A 24,581-nucleotide genomic window follows, 5' to 3' on the forward strand; every position below is an offset into this window, starting at 1 on the left:
CAATCCGGGTGGCGGATGACTGTCGGGTGTTCGCTGTGACTGTCGGTAGCCGCACCCTTGGCCGGGGCCGTGTTTACGGTAACAAAGCCGGGGTTACGGCTTTTGGTGCGCCAGGGAAAATTAACAACGTTTAACTCGTGCTGCGTCTGGTCTACGCCCAAAACTCTGGTTCTTCAACGTCCATCGGTCAGTCGCAGACGCGACACCTACAAGGGGCGGCATTGAAGTCAAGCAGGGATTTATTGTCATGAGGACACCGGGATGAGCAACGTGGTGGTGGTCTATCACAGTGGCTACGGGCACACCCGTGTCATGGCGCAGGCCGTGGCTCAGGGGGTGGAACGGCACTTGGGCAGCACCTGCCTGTTGATTCCGGTGGAGGAAGTGGACGACCACTGGGACCGCTTGCACAGCGCCGACGCCATCATCTTCGGCGCCCCGACCTACATGGGCAGCGCCTCGGCGCCCTTCAAAAGCTTCATGGAAGCCACCTCGGCGTTTTACCTGGCCCAACCGTGGCGCGACAAACTGGCGGCGGGGTTCACCAACTCCGGCAGCCTGTGCGGCGACAAGCTCAACACCTTGCTGCAAATGGCCGTGTTCGCGGCCCAGCATTCCATGATCTGGGTCGGCCTCGACCTGCTGCCCGCGCGCTCCGGTACTGGCGTGTTCGATGGGCAGATGAATCGCCTGGGCAGCTCGCTCGGTGCCATGTCCCAATCCAATGTCGAACAACCCCCTGAACTGGCCCCGCCACCCGAAGACCGCTGCACCGCCGCGCACTTGGGCGAGCGTGTGGCGCGGCTGGCCGAGCGCATGCACCACTCACCGCTTTGATACACCCCCGACACTCGCAAAGGAAATAGCAGATGACAACGTTCACCACCCGCGACGGCACCGAGATTTATTACAAGGACTGGGGCACCGGTCAGCCCATCGTCTTCAGCCACGGCTGGCCGTTGAATGCTGACAGCTGGGAATCGCAGATGATCTTCCTGGCGTCCAAAGGCTATCGGGTCATCGCCCATGACCGCCGTGGTCACGGGCGCTCCAGCCAGCCGTGGTCCGGTAACGACATGGACCACTACGCCGACGATCTGGCGCAACTGATCGAGTTGCTCGACCTCAAGGACGCGGTGCTGTTCGGCTTCTCCACCGGCGGCGGCGAAGTGGCGCGCTACATCGGTCGTCATGGCACGGGCCGTTTGGCCAAGGCCGGGCTGATCTCCTCGGTGCCGCCGCTGATGCTCAAGACCGAAGCCAACCCAGGCGGCCTGCCCATCGAAGTGTTCGACGGCATTCGCCAGGCGTCCCTCGTCGACCGTTCGCAGCTGTACATCGACCTCGCCAGCGGCCCGTTCTTCGGCTTCAACAAGCCGGGCGCGAAACCGTCCCAGGGCATGATCGACTGGTTCTGGATGCAAGGCATGATGGCCGGCCACAAGAACGCCTATGACTGCATCAAGGCCTTCTCCGAAACCGACTTCACCGAAGACCTGAAGAAATTCGACATCCCGACTTTGGTGGTGCACGGCGACGCCGATCAGGTAGTGCCGTTCGAAGCCGCGGGCGTTGCTTCGGCAAAACTCGTGAAAGGATCTACGCTGAAGATCTACCCCGGTGCACCCCATGGCTTGACTGACACTCACAAGGATCAGCTCAACGCTGAGCTGTTGGCGTTCTTGAAGGGATGATGAACCCCGGCGCGGATATGCATCTGCGCCGGTTATCGCTGCTGGTGAGAGCAGCTAACTGTCGAGATCAAGTCCATGAAAAAGCTCACGAATGCCACCGGTGCACCGGTGGTCAACAACCTCAACATCCAGACCGCCGGCCCCCGCGGCCCGGCGCTCCTGCAAGACATCTGGTTGCTGGAAAAGCTCGCCCACTTCGACCGCGAGGTCATCCCCGAGCGGCGCATGCACGCCAAAGGTGCGGGCGCCTACGGCACGTTCACCGTCACCCACGACATCAGTCGCTACACCAAGGCCACCATTTTCAACACCGTGGGCAAGCAAACGCCGTTGTTCGTGCGTTTTTCCTCGGTGGCCGGCGAGCGCGGCGCGGCGGATGCCGAGCGCGATATCCGTGGTTTCGCGGTGAAGTTCTACACCGACGAAGGCAACTGGGACATCGTCGGCAATAACACGCCGGTGTTTTTCTTCCGTGACCCGCTGCGTTTCGCCGACCTTAACCACGTGGTCAAGCGCGACCCGCGCACCGGCCTGCGCAATGCCACCAGCAACTGGGACTTCTGGACCCTGCTGCCCGAGGCGCTGCACCAGGTGACCATCGTCATGAGCGATCGCGGGATTCCCACCAGCTTTCGCCACATGCACGGTTTTGGCAGCCACACCTTCAGCCTGATCGACCGCGACAACCAACGGGTGTGGGTGAAGTTTCATTTTGTCTGCCAGCAAGGCATCGAAACCCTTTCGGATGCCGAGGCGCAAGCGGTAGTCGGCAGGGACCGCGAGAGTAATTTGCGCGACCTGTACGAAGTCATCGAGGCGGGCAATTTCCCGCGCTGGAAACTGCACATCCAGGTGATGGACGAAGATCAGGCCAAAACGCACCGACATAACCCGTTCGACCTGACCAAAGTCTGGCCGCACGGCGAGTTTCCGCTGATCGAAGTCGGCGTTATGGAGCTCAACCGCAACGCCGAGAACCATTTCGCTGAAATCGAGCAAGCGGCGTTTTCACCGGCCAACGTGGTGCCGGGCGTCAGCTTCTCGCCGGACCGCATGCTTCAGGCGCGGCTGTTTTCTTACGGCGATGCGCAACGTTATCGGCTCGGGGTGAACTTCAATCACATCCCGGTCAATGCGCCACTCGCCCCGGCAACAAACAGCTACCACCGCGACGGCGCCATGCGCACCGACGGTAACCTCGGCGGCACCGCCAGTTACTTCCCCAACAGCGTGGGCGAATGGCCGGATTCGCCGGAACTGGCCGATCCACCGCTGCCGGTGGAAGGCTTTGCGCAGCACTATGATCATCGGTTGGAAAATGATCATTACGAGCAGCCCGGCAATCTGTTCCGGTTGCTCGATCCGGTGCGCAAGCAGTTGCTGTTCGACAACACCGCACGGGCCATGAATGGCGTGCCGCAGGCGATTCGCAATCGTCACATCGAAAATTGCACCAAGGCTGATCCTGCGTATGGGTTCGGGGTAGCAGAGGCGTTGGAGCGATTGTCGCCGTTGGGTTAACTAACCGCTGATGGAGCTGCTGCCGAACGTGCGTTCGGCGTTGTAGCAGCTTCGGCAGTTGCTACCGGGCGTTGAACATTATTGCGCGTGAAGTTGAGCGGTGTAGGCGGGTGGGTGAGGGTGTGGACGCACCGTGCGGCAGCGCCACGCAAAGGGATTGATGCCTTCGCTGCGGGTGAATATGTGACAGAAGTGCGCCTGATCGCAGAAGCCGCATTCGAGGCTGATTTGCGTGAGGCTCAAGTCGGTGTCGCGGATCAACTGCTTGGCCCGTGCAATGCGTTGCAGACGTATCCAGTCCTGAGGCGAATAACCGGTGCTGCATTTGAACGCGCGGGAGAAATGACTGCGCGAGAGGGCGCACGCACGTGCCAGTTCAGTAACCTCGACAGTTTCGTCGAGACGTTCGAGGATCAGTTGTTTCGCCAGGCTTTCGCGCCATGGGGTCAGGCCGCCGGTGGTCTTCTTGGGCGATTCAGTGACGGCCGCGCAGGCGACGTTTTGCTGAGAATGGGCCATGACAAATGTCCGTGTCGGTGAGCTTCATTCTTCGTCGCGGGGTGTTGGCAGGCGAGTTAAACGTTGTTAATTCCGACCTCGCGAAAATCCGGTAAAGGCGCTAACTCAGCACATTGCTGCAATTTCTTCAGTCGCCGTACATGCACTATCGACGTCATCCGGTGGCGTTACACGCGGCCGCTTTTTTTTCGATCAAGGGTGAAGGCATGAAACTTTCTCTGGTTTGCGCGCTGGGGCTCGCGGTCGCGCTGGCGTCCGGTACTTCCTGGGCGCAGGCACCGGCGCAAGTCGGCACACAGGCGCCGGGCTACTTCCGCCTGGCAGTGGGCGATTACGAAGTGACGGCGTTATTCGATGGTTACAACGACCTGTCGCCGAAGTTGCTCCAGGGCCTGACGCAAAGTCAGATTCGCGCATTGCTGGCCCGTCGCTCAATTGAAACGCCGGGGGTGCAAACCGCGTTCAACGCGTTTTTGGTCAACACCGGAAAACAGCTGATTCTGGTGGACACCGGCGCGGGCCAGTGCATCGGCGCAACGGCCGGCATGCTCTCGGAGAACATGAAAGCCGCCGGGTATGAGCCGTCCCAGGTCGATGCGATTTTGTTGACCCACCTGCACCTGGACCACGTCTGCGGGCTGGTCGACGCCGAGCAAAAACCAGTGTTCGCCAATGCCACGGTCTACGCGGCAAAAGCCGAGGCTGATTTCTGGCTCGACCCTCAAGCCATCGCCAAGGCTCCTGAGGGTGCCAGGCCGTATTTCAAAATTGCCCAGGATTCCACCGCGCCTTACGTTGCGCAGGGTCGCTTCAAGACGTTCGAGGCCGGTCAATCGCCCGTGCCGGGTGTGGTCGATGCCACGCTGGAGACCGGGCACACACCCGGCAGCACCACGTATCGCTTCACCTCTGAGGGGCAGAGCATCCTGTTCATGGGGGATCTGGTGCATAACCTGGCGGTGCAGTTCGAGCACCCTGAAGTGTCGATCGCTTTTGACGTCAACAGCCAGCAAGCGATCAAGAGCCGGGCCAAGGTGTTCAGTGACGCAGCCGCCAGCAAGACCTGGGTATCGGCGGCGCACTTGCCGTTTCCGGGCATCGGCCACATCGCGGCCGAGGGCAAGCACTTCCAATGGGTGCCGGTCGAATACGGGCCTTACAAACGTGCGGCCAAAGTACCGCTGATCGAGTAAAGTCCCAGCGTTTCGTGCCTGGCTCAACACACAAGGGAATCGTGCTTATGAACCGTAATGATCTGCGCCGCGTCGACATGAACCTGTTGGTGATTTTCGAGGCGCTGATGTTCGAAAAGAACCTGACCCGCGTCGCGGAAAAACTGTTCATGGGCCAGCCGGCGGTGAGTGCGGCGCTGGGGCGGTTGCGCGATCTGTTTGACGATCCGTTGTTGCTGCGCAACGGCCGCGGCATGGAACCGACCGGGCGCGCGCTGGCGATTCTCAAGGAGTTGCAGCCGGCGATGGACACGATCTCGGGCGCAGTCAGCCGGGCCAAGGAGTTTGATCCGGCGACCAGTTGTGATGTGTTTCGCATCGGGCTGTCGGACGATGCCGAGTTCGGTTTGTTTCCGCCATTGCTGCGGCAACTGCAAGAAGAGGCGCCGGGGATTGTGGTCGTGGTGCGTCGCGCCAACTACCTGCTGATGCCGGCGTTGCTGGCCTCTGGGGAAATCTCCGTGGGCGTCAGCTACACCACCGACCTGCCGGCGAACGCCAAGCGCAAAAAGCTGCGCGACATCCCCTGTAAAGTGCTGCGCGGGGACAAGCGTCCGGGCACGCTGACGCTGGATGAGTACTGCGAACGGCCCCACGCCATGGTGTCGTTCTCCGGCGACCTGAGCGGCAACATCGACCTCGACCTGGCCAAGCTCGGACGCAGCCGTCGTGTGGTGTTGGGCGTGCCGCAGTTCAGCGGCTTGCGCGCCTTGCTCGCCGGCACCGAGATGATCGCCACCGTGCCGGACTATGCCGCGTGCGCGCTGGTGGAAGGCTGCGGGTTGCGCGCCGAAGACCCACCGTTTGCCATCGATGCAGCACAGTTGTCGATGGCCTGGAGCGGGGTGCATGACAACGACCCGGCGGAGCGCTGGTTGCGTTCGCGCATCAGCGAGTTCATGTCCGCGGCTTTGCCGATCCCGGAATGAACCTGACGCCCCCGTCTGTCCGAAAAGACCGTTGACCTGTTAGTTCTGACAGTAGCCGATGTGCTCGATCCAGTGTGTGATAGGTCAGCGCCCCAGGGGGCAAGGTCAATCACACACAGGGAACGAACGATGAATGGGCAGCCTGCTGAACTGATCACCGACGACTTGCCGCCTCCATACATTCGGGAAAGCCGGGTCTCCGGGCTCCTGAATCCAGTGGTGCTCAGGAACAGCTGCACGATCGGTATACCCTACCTGACTGATCCCTCCGACATCGTTACCTTGAGGTGGGCAGGCACTCTGGGGGCCGGCTCCTATCTCTCGCCTCCTTTCCCTGTTGGTGTATTGCGCCCATTGGAGGTCGGGATAGGCGGTGTGCCGCTGGTGATCTTCAACCAGGAAGAAACGGTGACACTGACCTACACCGTCAAGCGAGGCACTGCGGAACCTGTAACTTCGCAGCCGTTGATTGTGTACGTGCTGCGGGTCTCGGCAGTCGACCTGCCCAGACCGTTGATCACCCAAGCGCCGAACTTTGGCGAAGGTCAGGACCTTGATGTCAATAACCTCACTGAATTCACACTGCGGATCAATGCATGGGGCCTGCTGATGCGCGGCCAGTTCTTCTGGTTGCGACTGCGAGGGACCAACGCCGATGGAGGCCCTTTCGATAAGGTTTACTGGAGTGCGCCGGGTAACGTTGTCGATAAGGAGTTCACCGGAGGATTCTATGCGCGAAACTACTCCGCCAACCCACTGAAAGGGCTCCTGGATCGCAGCCTGTTGACCCTGGAATTCATGGCGGGCCTGGAAGGGAGTCAGGTTGAGGCCCTTGCCCAGCCGTTTGCGCATCGAAACTACATCGTCAGAACAGGCGCGCCGGTAACGCCGGTGAGACCTGTGATCGTGTCGGTGAAAGACTCACTCAATCAGGACATCATCGATGGCGGGGAGACCGCGGATGGCAGCGTGACGGTAGAAGGGACCGCCATGGCGGATGGAGAAGTGGAGATCTTTGACGGGCTCATTTCCAGAGGTACCGTCAGGGCGGTTTCCGGTCGTTGGGAACGTTCGCTGGTGAAGCTGGGCAATGGGCGTCACGTGTTCAAGGCCGTGGCCTTGTATGGCGACAATGAGGAATCCAATACCTGGACAATCAACGTAGCGTTGCCATTACCATTGCCGCTGACCATCAAAGAGGCTCCCGATAACACCAACCTCGACCCGGCGGCGGCCAGGGACCGCCTGACTGCCGTTCTGGACTACGCCATGGAACCCTCAGACTTGGTGAGAGTGATGTGGGTGGGAACACCGGGCGCCGGGACGCGAACCACCGCTCCAGTCCGGTTTGGCGACGTACGGCCCAGAGAAATACTGTTACCCACAACGCTTGTAACCGCCAACGTCGGCACAACGGTCACAGTGACGTTCAGCTATACCCGTGGGCTGGCGCTCCCTGTGGTATCAGAGCCTTTGAGGCTGAATGTGCTCGCCAATCCGGCAGGCGAACAAGGGGTGTGAGCGGATTGTCCACGACGCTTTACCCGCTACGCAAAACGGTCTCGGAAGAGGCCGTTTTTTATGCCAGACAGGAAACTTCAGGCAAGACCAATCGCCTGTGGGAGCAAGCTCCCACAGGGGATCTTTGCAGATCTTTAGAGCTGTGCTCATCGACAAAAAGAGCACACGCATCCAATTTTCCCCCTCCCCATACCGGCACTATTGAAAAACGTCCCGGCGCATCGTTGCCGGTGGTTTTCATTTGTGCAGGTAGCCCATGAACACATCGCAATGGGATGAACGGGTGCAGGACTTGGGCCTGCTGTTTCTGCGGGTCAGCGCCAGTCTGTTCCTGTTGTGGGTGCACGGCTTGCCGAAGCTGCTTAACTACAGCGCGCAACTGCAAGTTATCGAAGACCCTTTTCACCTCGGCGCCAACCTGACGCTGATGCTGGCGATTTTCGCCGAGGTGCTGTGCCCGTTGCTGATCATTGTCGGGCTGTTGGTGCGTATGGCGTGCCTGCCGATTTTGTCTGTGTTGCTGGTGGCGATGGTGGTGGTGCATCCGCAATGGAGTATCGAAGAAGGGCAGTTCGGCTGGTTGTTGTTGATCTTGTTCACCAGCATTTTCATTGCCGGGCCCGGTCGGCTGGCACTCAATGTCCGATTCGCCGGAGCGTTGCGTCATGCCTGAAGCCAAACCTTTTGAAGAAGTCGTGACCCTGGTCATCAAGCACCGGGTGAAAGCCGGATTTGAAGCGCCTTACGAAGCGTGGTTGCGCAACATTGTCAGCATCGCCGGGCAGCAGGAAGGGCACCTGGGCGTGGACGTGATGCGCGGCAAAAATGCCGGGCTCGACATGTACACCTGCGTGTTGCGCTTTTGCACCACCGAGGCGATGCAGCACTGGCTCGACTCGCCGCAACGCCTGGAGTTGGTTCGCGAAGCCACGCCGATGCTCGCCGACGGCGACCAGACCGAGGTCAACCCGGTCAATGAATTCTGGTTCGCGCCCCAGGCCGACGCCGCGTCGCCACCACCGCCACGCTGGAAGCAGGCCGTGGTGACCTTGCTGGTGATTCTGCCGCACACGTTGCTGGTGCCGCTGATCTGGGGGCCGCTGCTGCAACTCAACGCGGTTCTTTCCAATTACGTGGTGGCGACATTCCTGATCACGCTCACCATCGTGCTGTCGGTGGTGTACCTGTTCATGCCCATGGCGACCCGATTGTTCGCGCCCTGGTTATCTCCTTCCCCTCAGCCCAAGGAAACGCGATGAACGCCGATCTGATTTTATTCAATGGCCAGTTTCATACCGTTGACCGTGAAAACCCGCTCGCCAGTGCCGTGGCGATCAGCGACGGCCGCTTTGTCGCGGTCGGCACCGATGCCGAGGCCATGGCCCTGCGCGGCTCGGGTACACAAGTCATCGACCTCAAGGGCCGCTGCGTCATCCCCGGCCTCAACGACTCGCACTTGCACCTGATCCGTGGCGGTCTGAATTACAACCTCGAACTGCGATGGGAAGGGGTGCCGTCGCTGGCCGATGCCTTGCGCATGCTCAAGGATCAGGCCGACCGCACGCCCACGCCGCAATGGGTGCGCGTGGTCGGTGGCTGGAACGAATTCCAGTTCGCCGAAAAGCGCATGCCGACTCTCGAAGAACTCAATCAAGCTGCACCGGACACGCCGGTGTTCGTGCTGCATTTGTACGACCGCGCCTTGCTCAACCGTGCCGCGTTGCGCGTGGCCGGCTACACCCGCAATACGCCGAACCCGCCGGGTGGCGAAATTGTCCGCGATGCCAACGGCGAGCCGACCGGCATGTTGGTTGCGCGGCCCAACGCGATGATTTTGTACTCGACGCTGGCCAAGGGGCCGAAATTGCCGCTGGAGTATCAGGTCAACTCGACCCGCCAGTTCATGCGCGAGCTCAATCGCCTGGGCCTCACCAGCGCGATCGATGCCGGCGGTGGTTTCCAGAATTACCCGGACGATTATCAGGTGATCGAGCAGTTGGCCAAGGACCAGCAACTGACCATTCGCATCGCCTACAACCTGTTCACCCAGAAGCCCAAAGAAGAGCTCACCGACTTCAAGAACTGGACCAGCAGCGTGACCCTGCATCAGGGTGACGATTACCTGCGGCACAACGGCGCCGGGGAAATGCTGGTGTTCTCGGCGGCGGATTTCGAAGACTTCCTCGAACCGCGTCCGGACCTGCCGCAAACCATGGAAGACGAACTGGAACCGGTGGTGCGCCACCTCGTCGAGCAGCGCTGGCCGTTCCGTTTGCACGCCACCTACAACGAATCGATCAGTCGCATGCTCGACGTGTTCGAGAAGGTCAACCGCGACATTCCGTTCAACGGCTTGCCATGGTTTTTCGACCACGCTGAAACCATCACTCCGCAGAACATCGAGCGGGTGAGGGCGCTGGGCGGTGGTATCGCGATTCAGGACCGCATGGCGTTTCAGGGCGAATATTTTGTCGAGCGTTACGGCGCCAAAGCCGCCGAAGCGACACCGCCGATCAAGCGCATGCTGGCCGAAGGCGTACCGGTCGGTGCCGGCACCGATGCCACGCGAGTGTCCAGCTACAATCCTTGGACTTCCCTCTACTGGATGGTCAGCGGCCGGACAGTGGGAGGGCTTGAGCTGCATGCCGAAGGTCTGTCCCGGCAGACCGCGCTGGAACTGTTCACTCATGGCAGCGCCTGGTTCTCTTCCGAACAGGGCAAGAAAGGCATGATCAAGGTCGGGCAATTGGCGGACGTGGCGGCGTTGAGTGCGGACTTTTTTAGCGTCGACGAAGAAGCGATCAAGTGGATCGAGTCGGTGTTGACCGTGGTTGGCGGCAAGGTGGTGTACGCCGCCGGTGACTTCGAAAAACTCGGGCCGGCCAGCGTGCCGGTGCTGCCGGACTGGTCGCCGGTGGTCAAGGTGCCGGGCCACTGGCGTCCGACCTCGCCGATGCAGGCGCAGGTTCACCATTGCAGCGGGCCGTGCGGCGTGCATGCTCACAGCCATGAAAAGGCGCGCTTGTCGAATGCGCCGGTCAGCGATTTTGCGGGTTTCTGGGGCGCCTTTGGCTGCTCGTGCTTCGCGTTCTGACGATCACAACAAAGCGCCGACGGACTGTGTCGGCGCCCGACGTAATACCCATCCACCGAGGAGTTTCACATGAGCAACGTTCCGTACAAACGTCTGAACAAGGATGATGCCGTTGTCTTGCTGGTCGATCACCAGACCGGTCTGATCTCGCTGGTTCAGGATTTCTCGCCCAACGAATTCAAGAACAACGTGCTGGCCCTCGCGGACCTGGCCAAGTTCTTCAAACTGCCGACCATTCTCACCACCAGTTTCGAAAACGGCCCGAACGGCCCGATGGTGCCCGAGCTCAAGGAACTGTTCCCGGACGCGCCGTACATCCCGCGTCCAGGCCAGATCAACGCGTGGGACAACGAAGACTTCGTCAAAGCCGTCAAAGCCACCGGCCGCAAGCAGTTGATCATTGCCGGCGTGGTGACGGACGTTTGCGTGACCTTCCCGACACTGTCGGCGCTGGCAGAAGGGTTTGAAGTGTTCGTCGTCACCGACGCCTCGGGCACCTTCAACGAAACCGTGCAACAAGCGGCATGGGCGCGTATGGCGGCGGCGGGTGCGCAACTGGTGAACTGGTTCTCGGTGGCCTGCGAGCTGCAAGGTGACTGGCGCAACGACATGGAAGGCCTGGCGAATCTGCTGTCGCCACGCATTCCCAACTATCGCAATTTGATGAACAGCTATTCGGTGTTGACGTCGAAGTAAGTCTCGCCCACAAAAAATGCCCGCAATGAGCGGGCATTTTTTTACCTAACGTGTTTGCAGCCAGCTCAGGAAGCCCCCTTTCTTTATCGGCAGCGGTTTGGCCATCAACGCCAATCGGCTGTTCTGCTGCCTCACGGCTTGCAATTTGTTCAGTGCCTGGCCGATTTCGCTGCGTTGTTCGATGCAGTGGCGGGTCAGGGATTTGTCTATCCGGTAAATAATGCACGAGGTCAACGTGGTGAACGTGGCTTGGGATGGCGTATCGGAGAGGATGCTTTGCTCGCCCATGACTTCGCTCGGGCCCATGCGGCCGGCTTCGGTTTGGCTGGTGCCGTCGGGCACGGTGGCACTGATCACGCCGGTAGCGATGACCATCAAGCTGTCCGGCACTTCGCCGACCTCCAGCACCACCTGGCCTGCCGGATATTGTTGCGCAACCATCGATTGCGCCAGTTGATCGCGCTCTGCTTCGCTCAAGGAACGGAAAACCTTGACCTCATCCAACAATGCCCGTGCACGGCCGCTGGGTTCGATCACGCCGTCAAGCTGCCGTGATATACCCGCCGCTTCAAGGTGCCGATGCGCCAGGTCGAACAGTTGGTTACGCACTTCGCTTTTCTTGCCCAACTCGGTGATGAAGCCGCTGGCCACGTACTCGGACATGGTTTCTCCGGCCTCCTTTAGCACCGCTTTCGGCGGGGGATTGAGCAGCAAACTGCTGCTGCCCTGAAGGGTTCGATCCAGCGCATCGAGCACACGACGTGGACGAATATGGTTGGGCACCTGAATGCTGATCGATACGCCGTGCATGTTGTTGGGCCGGCTCAGGTTAACGATTTTTGCCTTGGCCGCCACGGAGTTCGGCACCACGGCGGTGCTGCCGGCACTGGTGAGCAAATGCGTGGCGCGCCAGTCGATGTCCAGCACCTTGCCTTCCACACCGTCGATGACGATCCAGTCGTCGACCTGATAGGGCTTGGTGGTGTTGAGCACGATCCCGGAAAACACGTCGCTCAACGTGCTCTGCAACGCCAGGCCGACCACGATGGCCACGACCCCGGAAGTCGCCAGTAAGCCTTTGACCGGCAGCTCCAGTACGTAACCCGCAGCGGCCACGATGGCGATCAGAAACACCAGTGCTCCGATGACGTCCTGCAACAACCGGCCGCTGTGACCGATGCGCCGCATCAGCACCAGGCCGATCACTTCGGTGAGCACCCGTGCGGCGTACAACCACCAGAGAATCCCCAGCGCCGTGCCACCCAATTGCGCCACGCGATCGTCGGCAAACAACGGCGCCAGCAACGGGCTGACGCCGGCGTTGATGATCAGCGCGCTGAAAACCAGAAACAGCGCCAGGCGCACGCCGACCCGCGTGATGCGATGGTTGAACGGCGCGAGGTGCCAGAGCAGCGCGTCGATCACCAACAACACCGCGCTCCACGACAGCAGATGACCCAGGACAAAGGACATGGGGAAACTCCGTTTTCAAAAGGGCAGACAGGAAAAAGCCTGCACGAGGGCAGGCTCCTTTAAGGCGACTCAGTTCAGGTGAGTCTTGAGTTCCAGTGCAGCCTGGCGAACCGCCGCTTTGACTTCCGGAATCTGGCTCAGCGGGTTGAGCAGTCCGAAGTCGTGAATCATGCCGTTGTACCGCACGGCGGTGACCGGTACGCCGGCGGCGTCGAGGTGACGGGCATAGGCTTCACCTTCGTCACGCAACACGTCGAACTCGGCGGTTTGCACCAAGGCAGCGGGCAAGCCTTTGAGCTGTTCGGCGCTGGCTTGCAACGGCGAGGCATGGATCTGCGCACGCTCGGCGCTGTCGGTGGTGTAGTTGTCCCAGAACCAATTCATCATCCCTTTGGTGAGGAAGTGGCCTTCGGCAAATTGCTGGTACGAACCGGTGTCGAACCGGGCGTTGGTCACTGGCCACATCAACAACTGGAAGCGCAGCGCCGGGGTTTTCTGTTCCTTGGCCATCAAGGCCACGACCGCTGCCATGTTGCCGCCGACGCTGTTGCCCGCTACAGCCAGACGCTTGCCATCGACGCCGATCTCTTTGCCGTGCTCGGCCACCCAACGGGTAGCGGCGTAGGCCTGATTGATCGCAGTCGGGTAGTGCGCTTCCGGCGACGGCGTGTAGTCGACGTACACCGCGACAGCGCCAGAGCCGACCACCAGGTCGTGGATCAAACGTTGGTGAGTCGGGTAATCGCCCAATACCCAACCGCCACCGTGGAAGAACATGAACACCGGCAATTCACCTTTGACCTTGGCTGGGCGCACGATTTTCAGGTTGATGGTCTGGCCATCGACGCTGATTGCGCGGTCACTGACTTCAACACCTGACAGATCAACCTTCACCGAATTCTGCGCACCCGTCAGCACCGCTCGGGCATCTTTTGGGCTCAGTTGCTCAAGCGGCTTGCCACCACCGGCGGCGAGGGCTTCGAGGAAGGCTTGGGTGTTGTGTTCGACGCCAGGGCTGCCGGCCGCAAATGCGTTGCCGACGCAGAGCGCGAGGAGGGAAACGGTCAGGGTTTTTTTGAGGATGTTCATGGGTAAGTCCTTTTTAAGTTTTTAGACGTTGAGTACCTGAGTTTTCAGGTTGCTGCTGGCTGTGGTTCAGGCCTCAGCAACACCGTGGACACAGATTAATAGGATGCCTCCAGGCGAAAAAGCGGCTATAAAGTGTTTGACTGTCAACCAGGGCGTGACAATGAACCCGTTCGAGGATATGCGTATTTTTTGCCAGGTCATGGACTCCGGCAGCTTCACGGCCGCAGCAGATCAATTGGGGCTGTCCAAGCAGTTCGTCAGCCGGCGCCTGATGCAACTCGAAGAGCGCCTGGGCGTGCGCTTGCTCAATCGCTCGACCCGGCGGCTGGACGTCACGCCGCTGGGGCAGAGTTATTACGAGTCGGCGTTGCGCCTGCTCGGTGAAGTCGAGCAAGTGGAGCAGGGCATCGCCGGGCAAACCACCGAGCCACGGGGCACGATTCGCATCAGCGCACCCTTGTCGTTTGCGGTGGCGCATTTGGGTTGCCTGCTGCCGGTGTTCTTGCAGCGATATCGTGATGTCACCGTGGAAGTGGACCTGAGTGACCGCCCGGTGGACTTGCTCAGTGAAGGCTACGACCTGGCGTTGCGTATCGGCATTCTCGAAGACTCGACGTTGATCGCCCGGCGCATCGCCTCGATCCAGCGTGTGTATTGCGCCAGCCCGACGTACCTGGCCGAACGTGGCACGCCGCTTAACCCCGAAGACCTGCACGGCCATGACTGCCTGCCGTATGGTCACGGTCGTCAGGTGCAATGGCGTTTCGAAGGGCAGGGCAAACCGCTGACCGTCAATGTCACGGGCCGGATGCGGGTCAACAACGGGGAGTTGCTCAAGGACGCGGCGATTGCCGGGATGGGGATTACCTACTTGCCGACCTTTATCGTCGGTGCAGCCTTGAAGGACGGCAGGCTGGTGCCGGTGCTGGACGCGTTTCGACCTGAGCCGCTGAGGTTGTCGGCGGTCTATCCGCAGCATCGCCAGAGTTCGCGACCGGTGCAGGCGTTGATCGAGTTTTTGCGTGAACAGCTGGATCAGACTGAAGATGGACTCTAAGCCTCACACAGTTCCCCCTGTAGGAGTGAGCCTGCTCGCGATGGCGGCGTGTCAGACGACAACAATGTTGAATGACAAATGGCTATCGCGAGCAGGCTCGCTCCCACATTGGTTCGTGGGTCGCCTCGGGTATTGGGGTAAGACAGCGATCCCCTGTGGGAGCTGGCTTGCCTGCGATGGCGGAGTGTCAGGCGACATCAATGTTGAATGACAGATGGCTATCGCGAGCAGGCTCGCTCCTACAGTTGATGTGTGGATGACCTGGGCTTAGGGGTGATCAGGTCCTTTTGTCATCGCCGTTGACATGAACACCACGGTCATCGCCGACTTCGCCGTTGGCATGGACGCCGCGGTCATCGCCGACTTCACCATTGGCGTGTACGCCACGGTCATCGCCGATTTCACCGGCGCGATGAACACCATTTTGGTTGTGGGACACTTCGCCGGAGCGATGAGCGCCGTTTTGGTTGTGGGACACTTCGCCGGAGCGCTGAGCGCCATTTTGGTTGTGGGACACTTCGCCGGCACGATGAACCCCATGGTCATCGCCGATTTCACCGGCACGATGAACGCCATGATCGTCGCCAGGTTCGGCGTGCGTGCCATTGCGCCCGGAGTTGGAGGAGGCTGTGTTGCCGGCATTGCCCGGGCCATGGTCGCTGCCGCTGTGGCTGCTGCCGCTATTGCCGCTATTGCCGCCGCTGCCGCTATTACCGCCACTGCCGCTTCCACCGTGACCGCCGCTGTTGCCGCCGCCACCGTTTCCACCACCGCCATTGCCACCGCCGCCGCCACCATTGCCACCGCCGCCGCCACCATTGCCACCGCCGCCGCCACCATTGCCACCGCCACCGCCACCATTGCCACCGCCGCCATGACCTCCGCCACCGCCGCCATTACCGCCACCGCCGCCGCCACTACCGCCACCGCCACCACCCCCTCCGCCACCCCCACCATCCTTGGCCTGAGCGGTCGACATACTGGACAGACTATCCGGTATCAATACGGTGGACGCCGACAAGACCGCGCCAATAGCTACTGCAAGTAAAAGCTTGTTGATGTGCATGTCGTTCTCCGTCTTCTTCAGGGTTGGAACGTTGATGAACAATGCAACTTGCTGCTCGATTCAGTTGATGAACACCCCAGCGTCCGGATTTATTCGGTTTTATCGTCAACAAAAAAAGCAACGTGGCGCTCGACCCCATTCCAGAGCCTTAGTGAATGCTTGAGGCGAGCTCGAAAATCGGCATGTACATCAGGATCACGATGACCCCGATCAACAACCCGATAAACGTCATGAGCAGCGGCTCGAACAACCGGACAAACCATTCGAGCCAGCGACTGATTTCTTCGTCGTAGAAGTCGGCGCTGCGCTCCATCATTTGCCCGAGGTTGCCGGACTGCTCGCCGGCGCGCAGCAAGCGCAGGGACACCGGGGTCACGAGGTGATTGAGCTCAAGCGCAGCCGACAGCGATTGGCCCTCGCGCACCCGTTCGCAGGCTTCGTCCAGGCGTGTGCGCGAGGCCACGGTAAGCAGGCCACGCACCATGCCCATGGCGGTGACAAGGGGAATGCCGCCCTGCAGCAGAATCCCCAGCGAGCGGTAGAAGCGCGCCAGTTCATACATGAAGATGCGTTTGTGGATCGCCGGGAGTTTTTCGATCAGCCGGTCTACGCCCCGACGAAAGGCCGGTTGGCGCTGGAGGAAGGCGAGGGCGACGATGATCGCCAGCAACCCGCCAAAGAATTCGCCCTGATGCGCGTGGAGGAACATGCCGCTGGTCATCAACACCTGCGACAGCCACGGCAGGTTCGACCCCAGGCCTTCAAACACCAGGCTGAAGCGCGGCACCACGTAGCCCATCAAAAACAACACCACGCCACCGCCCACCACCAGCAACAGCATGGGGTAGATCGACGCGCTGACGATTTTTTGTCGAACCTCGTCCATGCGCTGGCGATAGCTGACATAGCGGCCCAGGGCTTCGCCCACGGCGCCGGTCTTCTCGCTGGACTGCACCAGCGCCACATACAAAGGCGGGAATACGGCCGACAACTGGCCCAAGGCCTGAGAGAACGATTTGCCCTCGTACAGCAAGCGCACCAGCTCGCTCAAGGTTTTGCGGGCCTGGGGCGCGCTTTCTTTTTCGGCCAGGCTTTCCAGCGCATCGATCAGCGGCAGGCCTGCATTGAGCAGGGTGGTCAGTTCCTGGCTGAACAACACCAGGTTGAAAGTCTCGCGCTGTTGCAGACGCAAGGCGCGCCAGTGCCGCTCGGCCTGCAGGCTGACCACCCGCAAGCCCTGGTCCTCGACGATGCGCCGAGCCTCGCTGTGACCGGGGGCCTCGACCGTCATCGAGACCACGCCGGCCTTTCCCACGGCTTTGAGATGAAAGCGCATGGTCGTCCCCCGTCATTGCCAACTGGTGACTTCGGCGTTTTCGCCTTCGCCACCGGGCTGCCCGTCCTTGCCCATGGACAGCAGATCGTACTCACCGTTTTCGCCGGGATAGCGGTAGGTGTAGTTACGGCCCCAAGGGTCCTGCGGCAATTTTTTCTGCAAGTAAGGGCCGGTCCAGTGGGTTTCATCGCTCGGCGCGGTGACCAGCGCCTGCAAGCCCTGTTCGGTCGACGGGTAGTGCCCGACCTCCAGGCGATACAAATCCAGCGCCTTGCCCAGGCCCTCGATTTGCGCCTTGGCGACCTTGACTTCGGAACGGCCCAGCTGGGCGAAATACTTCGGCGCGACGATGCCGGCCAACAGCCCCAGCACCACCAGCACCACCAGCAGTTCGAGCAGGGTGAACCCGCGTTGCGTACGCGGGGCACAGCACAGACGTTGATTCATGATGACCTCACACAATCGGCAGAAGGGTCGCAATAAAGGCTTATGCAATTGCCATGCAAAGCCTTGGGCAACCTTCTGAACCTCCCGTACTACGGCCTTTCACGCTTACGGCACAGTGCTTGCGTATGGCTGATTAACGATCGGCCAGTGGGGCATTACCCCCAATTTTCGGGGCCGGCCAGGGGAGGTAGAACAATGAAAACACTCACCACTGGATTGCTCGGATGTCTGCTGTTGAGCAGCGTTGCACAGGCCGATGTCTTCGTTTCCGTGGACGCCAAGGGCAGCTACGTTTTGTCCAACGTTCACCGTCCCGGCCGCACCTATGAACGGGTGATTCACGAGCCCACCGCGGCGGTCGTCAGCCTCGACCAGCAACCGCAGATGATTGCCGCGCAACCTTATGCCGAGCTGGTCTCGGCGGCCGCCAAGGCCAACGAAGTTCCGGCGGCGCTGTTGCACGCCGTCATCCGCGCCGAGTCCCGCTACAACGCCGATGCAACGTCCGCCAAAGGCGCTGGCGGGTTGATGCAATTGATGCCCGAGACCGCGCGGGAGATGGGGGTCAAGGATGTCTACGATCCCAAGTCCAACATCCAGGGCGGCGCCAAATACCTCAAGCGTCTGTTGACCCTGTTCGACAACGACATTGCTCTCGCGGTAGCGGCCTACAACGCCGGGCCGCAAGCGGTGCTCAGCCGTGGCGGGGTGATCCCGCCGTTCGCCGAAACCCAGCGCTATGTGCCGGATGTCCTGCGCCAATACCGGCGTTTGCAGGGCCTGGCCGTGGACGCGCCGTTGTAGTCGAGCCCCAGTGCCGGTTTGCCCCAACAGTGGGGAATGATGGCCCCGGCAGAAAAGTGGGGAATTAGTGGGGAATATCCCCCGAGTTATCAAGTCGTCACAGTAACTGGCTGAAAAACAAGACAATTATTTTTGGCATGGGGATTGCTCCAGCGCACTTGTCGAGAATTGTTCCTGTGAACACCCAACGCGAGGCCCGAGATTATGTCCGGCATACCCCACGCACATCATCTGGTTAATCTGCTGTTGTTTTTAGCGCCCTTATTTGGCATCGAGCTGGCCGAAGCGGCCGCCCGTTGCGAACGCAATCTGGTGGCGAACGTCGTGGCGCTGGATCAGCCGCTGATGTTCAACCGCCTCGGTGCACAGAACGCCAACGGCATGATGTTCGCCCTGCGCCGTGACGTGGTCGACGATCACAACATGTCCCTCGCCCAGGGTGGCGCGGCGGTGCCGGGCAAAGTCTCGTTGCGGCCGGACAAGCGTCCGCGTCCCCTGGTGCTGCGGGTAGCGGCGGGTGATTGCCTGACGATCAACCTGCAAAACCTGCTGGCGTATCAGGCCAACCCCGGCAAGCACGAAGAGACCGAAGTCGAGGGCGCAGAAGGGGGGGCAACCGGCAATGCCGACCAGTTCAAGGTTGATGAGCAAGTCACCGACCGCCATGTCGGCTTCCAGGTCAACGGCCTGCAAGCGGTCAACAGCATTGACGACATTGCGTCCTTCACCGGGCGCAATGCCAACACGCTGATTCCGCCCGGTGCCACGCGTTCCTACACCCTGTACGCCGAGCGTGAAGGTGCGTTTGCGGCCAGCAGCCGTGGCGCCACCTTCGGGGGTGAAGGCGATGCAGGCAACGTCGCCAACGGTCTGTTCGGTGAGGTTGTGGTGGTGCCCAAGGGCGGCCGGACCTATCGCAACACCGTGACCGAAGAAGAAATGCGCCTGGCCAGCAGCGGCCGCACGCCGGCGGGCCAGCCGATTGTCGATTACCAGGCGCGCTACCCGCAGCGCGAGCCGTGGATCCGTGAAGGCAAGGCCGGCACGCCGATCATCGGCATGGTCGATGGCAATGAAATCATCTCCAGCGAGAGCGATGCGATCGTGATGGGCAGCAACGCCGATGGCAGCTTCCCGCCCGCGACCTACCCGCTGGAAGCCATCGGCAAACGCAACCCGGCGCTGCCCAACCGGCTGGAACCGTTCCGCGATTTCGCCTCGCAGTTCCAGGATGAAGTGGCGGCGACCCAGGCATTCCCCGCGTACTGGGCGGACCCGGTGATGGCACACGTGCTGGAGCCGACCCGCGACTCGTTCATGATCAACTACGGTTCCGGCGGCATGGGCGCCGAAGTGGTGGCCAACCGTCTGGGCGTTGGGCCGATGCATGATTGCCTGTCCTGCGCCTATGAAGAATTCTTCCTCAGTTCCCACACCGTGGGGGACGTGGCGATGCTGGTGGACGTACCGGCCAACGTCGGCCTGGAAAACATTCTTCCGGGTGAAACGCCGCGCGCCGATCAGGTCGGGGTCAAGGCGACCATGGCGCTGTATCCGTCCGAGCCGGCCAACGTCAACCACAGCTACATCGGAGACTTCGTCAAATTCCGCAACACCCACAACGGTCACGAGCAGCACATCTTCCACTTGCACGGCCATCAATGGCTGTTCAACCCCAATGACGATAACTCCGACTATGTCGATGCCCAGGGCATTGGTCCGGGCGCCGGTTACACCTATGAAATCGCCAATGGTGGGTCGGGCAATCGCAACCGCGTTGCCGGCGATGCGATCTATCACTGCCACTTCTATCCGCACTTTGCCCAAGGCATGTGGAGCATGTGGCGGGTGCACGATGTGTTCGAGGAAGGCACCAAACTCGAAGTGTCCCAACAGGGCACCGACGGTTATCACAGCGAACCTTACGCGTTGCGCAGCGGTAAACCGGCGGCGGGCGCACGGGCCTTGCCGGATGGCGAGATCATTGCCGGCACACCGATTCCCGCAGTCGTTCCGCTGCCGGGCAAAGCCATGGCGCCAATGCCGGGCAAAGTCGCGGTCGTACCGAAGATCAGCGAAACCCTGGTGGCCAGTCAGGGCGATGACGACGAGGAGGGCGATGACGACGGCGAACATCACGGTGGCAGCGGTGGTGCTCAAGCCATCGGTTCCCTGGCTCTGGTCGACCGCAGCGAAGCCAACCGCAATGCCGACGGCAGCCTGAAAAACCCGGGTTATCCGTTCTGGATCGGCGGCATGGAAAGTTCGGTGGGCCAACGTCCGCCAACCCCGCCGCTGGACATGCTCGACGCCGCCAAGGCGCAATCCCTGAAAACCAGCGGCAATGCCTTGTGGGCCAACCTCGATCCGGCGCAGTCCGGTGGTTGGGACGGCGGTCTGGGGCGTCATTCACTGGACGGTTTCTCTTCGGGTGGTCAGGCGCACACCGTCACCACGTCGCTGGATTTCTCCAAGGAAGTGACCCGCGCCAAACCGATTTACATGCCTGAGGAAGGCACCGAAGTGGAACAGGCCGCCATGGCCTTCCACGCCAAAAAAGAACATCCGAGTTTCGCCGTACTGCCGGGCAATCAAGTGGTGGCGCGCAATTTCCGCACCAACGGCGCCTTGCCGATGGCGGGTGCGCCGTACTACGAACCGTGCATGGACGATCGGCAAAAACGCCTGACCGCCAGCGCCGGCACCGGCGAGTTCAACAGCGGCGAACGGATCGACGGCCTGTCGTTTATCGGTTCCTCGACCTTCACCGCCGACCGTCCGCGCATCTATAAGGCCGCGAACATTCAGTTCGACGCGGTGTACAACAAGGTCGGCTACCACTTCCCGCAAGCGCGCATCCTGGCGCTGTGGGAAGACGCCTGGCCGGTGATCACCAAACAGCGTCCGCCAGAACCGCTGGTGATGCGCATGAACACGTTCGATTGCGTGCAGTACCAGCAAACCAACCTGGTGCCGGCCATCTACGAGATGGATGACTATCAGGTGCGCACGCCAACCGACGTGATCGGTCAGCACATCCACCTGCCGAAATGGGACCTGACTGCCGCCGATGGCTCGGCCAACGGCTGGAACTATGAAGACGGCGTGCTTTCCCCCGGTGCCGTGCAAGAGCGCATCCACGCGATTCGCCTGTTCAACCAGTGCGAAGGCACCGACCCGCGTGACGGCACACCGGCTTGCCCGGTGGCCAAGGCGCATCCGTTCTTTGGTCAATATGGCCGGGCCGACTGGGTGGGCGCGCGCACGGCGATGCAGCGCTGGTTCGTCGATCCGGTGGTCAACAGCAAAGGCGTCGACCGTGGGCTGGGAACCATTTTCACCCACGACCACTTGGGCCCATCGACGCACCAACAAATCGGTCTGTACGCCACCGTGCTGGCAGAGCCGGCCGGTTCCACCTGGTTCCACGCCGAAACCGGCGAGCCGTTGTACAGCGGTGCGCGGCAGGACGGCGGGCCGACCTCGTGGCAAGCAGTGATTTCGACCGGTGACCTGGACGGCGACGGCAAGAACGACAGCTTCCGCGAGTTCTTCCTCGAATACAGCGACTTCCAGCACGCCTATGAAGCCGGTGTGTATGTGGGCGCTGGTCCGAATGGTGTGCCGGATGCGCAATCCTTCCCGGCCACCGCCGACAGCTTCCGCTACGCGATCAACCCGCCGGTGCGCAAGGAAGCCGCGACCCTGCTTGAGCAAGTGGTAGAAGCCCGCGGTGGGCTGTCGCCTGGTTGCCCAAGCCGGCCTTGCCCGCAAGCCATCTCGGTGGATGACCCCGGCATGTTCGTGGTCAATTACCGCAACGAACCGCTGGCCCTGCGGGTGTATGACCCGAACAAGGTCGGCCCGGACGGCAAGCGCGGCATGCAGGCCGACGGCCTCGGTGGCGACCTTGCGTACGCCATGCAAAGCCGCACCGACCGGGCGATCCCGGCGATGAACCTGGCGCCTAACCTGGTCACCGCTGCCACCGGCCCTACCGGCGGCACCACGCTGTTCCCGCCGCACATCAACAAGGGCGGTGCGGAACCGGGTGATCCGTTCACCCCGATGCTGCGCACCTACACCGGTGACAACGTGCGGCTGCGGGTGCATGCCGGCGGTCATGAAGAAGAACACAACGTGACCCTGCACGGCGTGAAGTGGCTGCAAAGCGGTTCCGGTTTCGGCAACAGCTCCAACTCCGGCTGGCGTTCGTCGCAAATGATCGGGATCTCCGAGCAGATGGGCTTCATCGCGCCGGTCTCGATGCTGTCCAGCTCAGCGGCGACCACCGGGGATTACCTGTACTCGATGGACGCTTCCCTGGAAGGTTACTGGAGCGGAATCTGGGGCGTGATGCGCAACTACACCGCGCAACGCAATGACCTGTTCGCGCTGCCGAACAACCCGAAACCGGCGGGCATGCGCAACACCGTGGCCTTCGATGGCGCTTGCCCACGGATTGGCGCCAACCCCAATGGCATCGGCACCCGGCCGACCGTGCAACGCAACTATGAAGTGGTCGCGGCGCTGGCCAACGACATCCTCGGCAACCCGCTGAACCTGTCCATGGCGGACCCGGCGGGCATCGGCCAGCATGTGGGCGGGCCGTTGAATCCGGCGGGCGGTACGCTGGTGTACAACTCCCGTGCGGTGAGCATTCCACAGGTCACGGTGAACGACCCCGAGGACGGGACGACCTTCACCATCGGCGGGCAAAGCGGCCCGTTGCATGACCCGACCGCGATTCTGTACGTGCGCAAGTCCGACCTCGACCCGGTCACCGGCAAGCTCAAACCCGGTGTACCTGTGGAACCGCTGGTGCTGCGCGCGGCGGCTGGTGATTGCATCAACATCACCCTGGAAAACCGTTTGCCGACCGTGATGCCGGACCTGGTCCAGACCGCTTCGGTGATGGGCATGGTCAAGCGTGACCGCAACGGTGGCGAAGGTTCGACCACCTTCAGCAACAACCTGATGCGGCCGTCCAGCTCGGTGGGCTTGCACGCTCAACTGCTGGCGTACGACATCACCAAATCCGACGGCACCAACGTCGGCACCAACCCGATCCAGACCGTACCGCCACGCGTTGGCAACAGCGGTGCGTACCCGACGCGTACTTATCAGTACTACGCCGGGCACCTGGAACGTGAAGGCAAGCCGATTACGCAACTGGGCCGCAGTGTCGACAACATCAACGCCACGGCGGTGGAGTTCGGCGGGTTGAATTTCACTCCGGCCGACGTGATCAAGCAGCCTCAAAAAGGCCTCGGTGGTGCGATGAGCATCCTGCCGATCGGCGCGACCTGGGTTGAGGATGCGCGCAAGGTCAACGCGACGGTCACCGCGCCAGGGCAGACCACCTACCGCGACTTTGCGATGGTCTGGCAGAAGGCACTCAACATGCGTTGGGCCAATGGCCGGCCGGTGGAAGGCATTGCCTCGGAAGCGGGTGTGCCGACCGATCCGCAGGATAACTCGAGCATGGCGATCAACTATAAAACCGAGCCGATGTGGTACCGCTTCGGCCTGCCGCCGGACGCGCCGTTCGGTCACGCCGACGGTAATGGTTACGGCGACGTGCCCAACGCGCACATGGCCTACAGCAACGCGTTGGTGGGGGGCGATCCGCAGACGCCGGTGCTGTATGCCAAACCGGGGCAACCGTTCCGCACCCACATCCTGATGCCCACCGGTGGCAGCCGTGGTTCGACGTTCCAGCTGGACGGTCACGTCTGGTCGGTCAACCCGTTCCAGTCGGAGAAGAGCGACACCGGCGGTTATCCGATGGGGACGCCGGGCGTGGGTTCGGTGCGGTTCGGCTACAACCCGATGTCGATGTACATCGGCGCCCACGAAAGCATCCTGCCGGCGGCGCACTTCAGCTTCATGCACCCGAGCGCCGGGGGCAGCAATGCGATACCGGGCGATTACCTGTTCCGTGACTACGCCGCCTACGGCAATACCGCCGGGCTGTGGGGGTTGCTGCGGGTGACCAACGAACCGGAACCGGCACCGGCGCCGTAACGCATGCCAGTACAGAGAAGGAACGAGCGATGAGTCATCTGTGGCGAGGGAGCTTGCTCCCGCTGGGTCGCGAAGC

General features: G+C 61.4%; 19 protein-coding genes. 13 read left to right on the forward strand and 6 right to left on the reverse strand.

From position 1 onward, the window contains the following. Positions 1–261 precede the first annotated feature (261 nt). The 3 genes from AC07N8_RS10210 to AC07N8_RS10220 all read left to right on the forward strand — a co-directional run bounded on the left by AC07N8_RS10210 (position 262) and on the right by AC07N8_RS10220 (position 3,215). Positions 262–837 (forward strand): flavodoxin family protein, encoded by a 576-nt coding sequence (locus AC07N8_RS10210; RefSeq protein ID WP_483840005.1) that lies wholly within the window; start codon positions 262–264, stop codon positions 835–837. Between the two features lie 32 nt (positions 838–869). After that, positions 870–1,694, forward strand: coding sequence for an alpha/beta fold hydrolase (locus AC07N8_RS10215; protein WP_483840004.1), 825 nt, complete (start codon positions 870–872; stop codon positions 1,692–1,694). Between the two features lie 75 nt (positions 1,695–1,769). Beyond that, positions 1,770–3,215 carry a catalase gene (locus AC07N8_RS10220; RefSeq protein WP_493143362.1) on the forward strand — a complete coding sequence of 482 codons (1,446 nt, stop codon included), beginning with the start codon at positions 1,770–1,772 and terminating at the stop codon, positions 3,213–3,215. A 78-nt stretch (positions 3,216–3,293) separates the two neighbouring features. On the opposite strand, the gene AC07N8_RS10225 is transcribed toward AC07N8_RS10220, so the two are convergent. Then, the gene (locus AC07N8_RS10225; protein WP_483840002.1) at positions 3,294–3,734 is read right to left on the reverse strand and encodes a helix-turn-helix domain-containing protein; all 441 of its coding nucleotides are present in this window, start codon (positions 3,732–3,734) and stop codon (positions 3,294–3,296) included. Between the two features lie 206 nt (positions 3,735–3,940). Here AC07N8_RS10225 and AC07N8_RS10230 point away from each other — a divergent pair, with 206 nt between their 5' ends. The 7 genes from AC07N8_RS10230 to ycaC all read left to right on the forward strand — a co-directional run bounded on the left by AC07N8_RS10230 (position 3,941) and on the right by ycaC (position 11,206). Beyond that, on the forward strand, positions 3,941–4,927 hold the full coding sequence (locus AC07N8_RS10230) for an MBL fold metallo-hydrolase (protein ID WP_493143364.1): 987 nt from the start codon (positions 3,941–3,943) through the stop codon (positions 4,925–4,927). Between the two features lie 47 nt (positions 4,928–4,974). Beyond that, a complete protein-coding gene (locus tag AC07N8_RS10235) occupies positions 4,975–5,895 on the forward strand; it encodes a LysR family transcriptional regulator (RefSeq protein ID WP_493143366.1) in 921 nt (306 codons plus the stop codon). Positions 5,896–6,024: 129 nt separating this feature from the next. Continuing rightward, a complete protein-coding gene (locus tag AC07N8_RS10240) occupies positions 6,025–7,416 on the forward strand; it encodes a hypothetical protein (RefSeq protein WP_493143368.1) in 1,392 nt (463 codons plus the stop codon). 256 nt (positions 7,417–7,672) lie between these two features. Then, positions 7,673–8,089 (forward strand): DoxX family protein, encoded by a 417-nt coding sequence (locus AC07N8_RS10245; protein WP_493143370.1) that lies wholly within the window; start codon positions 7,673–7,675, stop codon positions 8,087–8,089. Then, entirely contained in the window at positions 8,082–8,675 is a 594-nt protein-coding gene (locus AC07N8_RS10250; RefSeq protein WP_483839997.1) for an antibiotic biosynthesis monooxygenase, read from the forward strand. Before AC07N8_RS10245 ends, AC07N8_RS10250 begins: the two co-directional genes overlap by 8 nt. Next, the gene (locus AC07N8_RS10255) at positions 8,672–10,510 is read left to right on the forward strand and encodes an amidohydrolase (RefSeq protein WP_493143372.1); all 1,839 of its coding nucleotides are present in this window, start codon (positions 8,672–8,674) and stop codon (positions 10,508–10,510) included. Before AC07N8_RS10250 ends, AC07N8_RS10255 begins: the two co-directional genes overlap by 4 nt. Before the next feature lie 69 nt (positions 10,511–10,579). Then, the gene (gene ycaC / locus AC07N8_RS10260; RefSeq protein WP_123434523.1) at positions 10,580–11,206 is read left to right on the forward strand and encodes an isochorismate family cysteine hydrolase YcaC; all 627 of its coding nucleotides are present in this window, start codon (positions 10,580–10,582) and stop codon (positions 11,204–11,206) included. A 45-nt stretch (positions 11,207–11,251) separates the two neighbouring features. Here the strand turns inward: ycaC and AC07N8_RS10265 are convergent, their stop codons facing one another. Both AC07N8_RS10265 and AC07N8_RS10270 read right to left on the reverse strand, forming a co-directional pair. Then, positions 11,252–12,679 carry a mechanosensitive ion channel domain-containing protein gene (locus tag AC07N8_RS10265; protein WP_493143375.1) on the reverse strand — a complete coding sequence of 476 codons (1,428 nt, stop codon included), beginning with the start codon at positions 12,677–12,679 and terminating at the stop codon, positions 11,252–11,254. A 69-nt stretch (positions 12,680–12,748) separates the two neighbouring features. Continuing rightward, positions 12,749–13,768: an alpha/beta hydrolase gene (locus AC07N8_RS10270; protein WP_493143377.1), complete on the reverse strand. Its 1,020-nt coding sequence runs from the start codon at positions 13,766–13,768 to the stop codon at positions 12,749–12,751. Positions 13,769–13,928: 160 nt separating this feature from the next. Between AC07N8_RS10270 and AC07N8_RS10275 the strand changes: the two genes are divergently transcribed. Continuing rightward, positions 13,929–14,825 (forward strand): LysR family transcriptional regulator, encoded by an 897-nt coding sequence (locus AC07N8_RS10275; protein WP_493143379.1) that lies wholly within the window; start codon positions 13,929–13,931, stop codon positions 14,823–14,825. A 277-nt stretch (positions 14,826–15,102) separates the two neighbouring features. Here AC07N8_RS10275 and AC07N8_RS10280 read toward each other — a convergent pair whose 3' ends face one another. From AC07N8_RS10280 to gspG, 3 genes are all read right to left on the reverse strand, one after another. Then, a complete protein-coding gene (locus AC07N8_RS10280) occupies positions 15,103–15,891 on the reverse strand; it encodes a hypothetical protein (RefSeq protein ID WP_493143381.1) in 789 nt (262 codons plus the stop codon). Between the two features lie 148 nt (positions 15,892–16,039). Continuing rightward, a complete protein-coding gene (locus AC07N8_RS10285; RefSeq protein ID WP_483839993.1) occupies positions 16,040–17,227 on the reverse strand; it encodes a type II secretion system F family protein in 1,188 nt (395 codons plus the stop codon). Positions 17,228–17,239: 12 nt separating this feature from the next. Further along, on the reverse strand, positions 17,240–17,674 hold the full coding sequence (gene gspG / locus AC07N8_RS10290; protein WP_059181132.1) for a type II secretion system major pseudopilin GspG: 435 nt from the start codon (positions 17,672–17,674) through the stop codon (positions 17,240–17,242). Positions 17,675–17,869: 195 nt separating this feature from the next. Here gspG and AC07N8_RS10295 point away from each other — a divergent pair, with 195 nt between their 5' ends. Then, on the forward strand, positions 17,870–18,478 hold the full coding sequence (locus AC07N8_RS10295) for a lytic transglycosylase domain-containing protein (protein ID WP_483839992.1): 609 nt from the start codon (positions 17,870–17,872) through the stop codon (positions 18,476–18,478). 204 nt (positions 18,479–18,682) lie between these two features. After that, the gene (gene mnxG / locus AC07N8_RS10300; protein ID WP_493143384.1) at positions 18,683–24,505 is read left to right on the forward strand and encodes a manganese-oxidizing multicopper oxidase MnxG; all 5,823 of its coding nucleotides are present in this window, start codon (positions 18,683–18,685) and stop codon (positions 24,503–24,505) included. The last annotated feature ends 76 nt before the right edge of the window (positions 24,506–24,581 follow it).

The organism is Pseudomonas sp. GW821-FHT10C09 (assembly GCF_059415465.1).

What these genes read in the sequence shown, in the direction of transcription:
- AC07N8_RS10210 (WP_483840005.1), top strand. Translation starts at nt 262, where the DNA reads ATGAGCAACGTGGTGGTGGTCTATCACAGTGGCTACGGGCACACCCGT.
- AC07N8_RS10215 (WP_483840004.1), top strand. Translation starts at nt 870, where the DNA reads ATGACAACGTTCACCACCCGCGACGGCACCGAGATTTATTACAAGGAC.
- AC07N8_RS10220 (WP_493143362.1), top strand. Translation starts at nt 1,770, where the DNA reads ATGAAAAAGCTCACGAATGCCACCGGTGCACCGGTGGTCAACAACCTC.
- AC07N8_RS10225 (WP_483840002.1), bottom strand. Translation starts at nt 3,734, where the DNA reads ATGGCCCATTCTCAGCAAAACGTCGCCTGCGCGGCCGTCACTGAATCG.
- AC07N8_RS10230 (WP_493143364.1), top strand. Translation starts at nt 3,941, where the DNA reads ATGAAACTTTCTCTGGTTTGCGCGCTGGGGCTCGCGGTCGCGCTGGCG.
- AC07N8_RS10235 (WP_493143366.1), top strand. Translation starts at nt 4,975, where the DNA reads ATGAACCGTAATGATCTGCGCCGCGTCGACATGAACCTGTTGGTGATT.
- AC07N8_RS10240 (WP_493143368.1), top strand. Translation starts at nt 6,025, where the DNA reads ATGAATGGGCAGCCTGCTGAACTGATCACCGACGACTTGCCGCCTCCA.
- AC07N8_RS10245 (WP_493143370.1), top strand. Translation starts at nt 7,673, where the DNA reads ATGAACACATCGCAATGGGATGAACGGGTGCAGGACTTGGGCCTGCTG.
- AC07N8_RS10250 (WP_483839997.1), top strand. Translation starts at nt 8,082, where the DNA reads ATGCCTGAAGCCAAACCTTTTGAAGAAGTCGTGACCCTGGTCATCAAG.
- AC07N8_RS10255 (WP_493143372.1), top strand. Translation starts at nt 8,672, where the DNA reads ATGAACGCCGATCTGATTTTATTCAATGGCCAGTTTCATACCGTTGAC.
- ycaC (WP_123434523.1), top strand. Translation starts at nt 10,580, where the DNA reads ATGAGCAACGTTCCGTACAAACGTCTGAACAAGGATGATGCCGTTGTC.
- AC07N8_RS10265 (WP_493143375.1), bottom strand. Translation starts at nt 12,679, where the DNA reads ATGTCCTTTGTCCTGGGTCATCTGCTGTCGTGGAGCGCGGTGTTGTTG.
- AC07N8_RS10270 (WP_493143377.1), bottom strand. Translation starts at nt 13,768, where the DNA reads ATGAACATCCTCAAAAAAACCCTGACCGTTTCCCTCCTCGCGCTCTGC.
- AC07N8_RS10275 (WP_493143379.1), top strand. Translation starts at nt 13,929, where the DNA reads ATGAACCCGTTCGAGGATATGCGTATTTTTTGCCAGGTCATGGACTCC.
- AC07N8_RS10280 (WP_493143381.1), bottom strand. Translation starts at nt 15,891, where the DNA reads ATGCACATCAACAAGCTTTTACTTGCAGTAGCTATTGGCGCGGTCTTG.
- AC07N8_RS10285 (WP_483839993.1), bottom strand. Translation starts at nt 17,227, where the DNA reads ATGCGCTTTCATCTCAAAGCCGTGGGAAAGGCCGGCGTGGTCTCGATG.
- gspG (WP_059181132.1), bottom strand. Translation starts at nt 17,674, where the DNA reads ATGAATCAACGTCTGTGCTGTGCCCCGCGTACGCAACGCGGGTTCACC.
- AC07N8_RS10295 (WP_483839992.1), top strand. Translation starts at nt 17,870, where the DNA reads ATGAAAACACTCACCACTGGATTGCTCGGATGTCTGCTGTTGAGCAGC.
- mnxG (WP_493143384.1), top strand. Translation starts at nt 18,683, where the DNA reads ATGTCCGGCATACCCCACGCACATCATCTGGTTAATCTGCTGTTGTTT.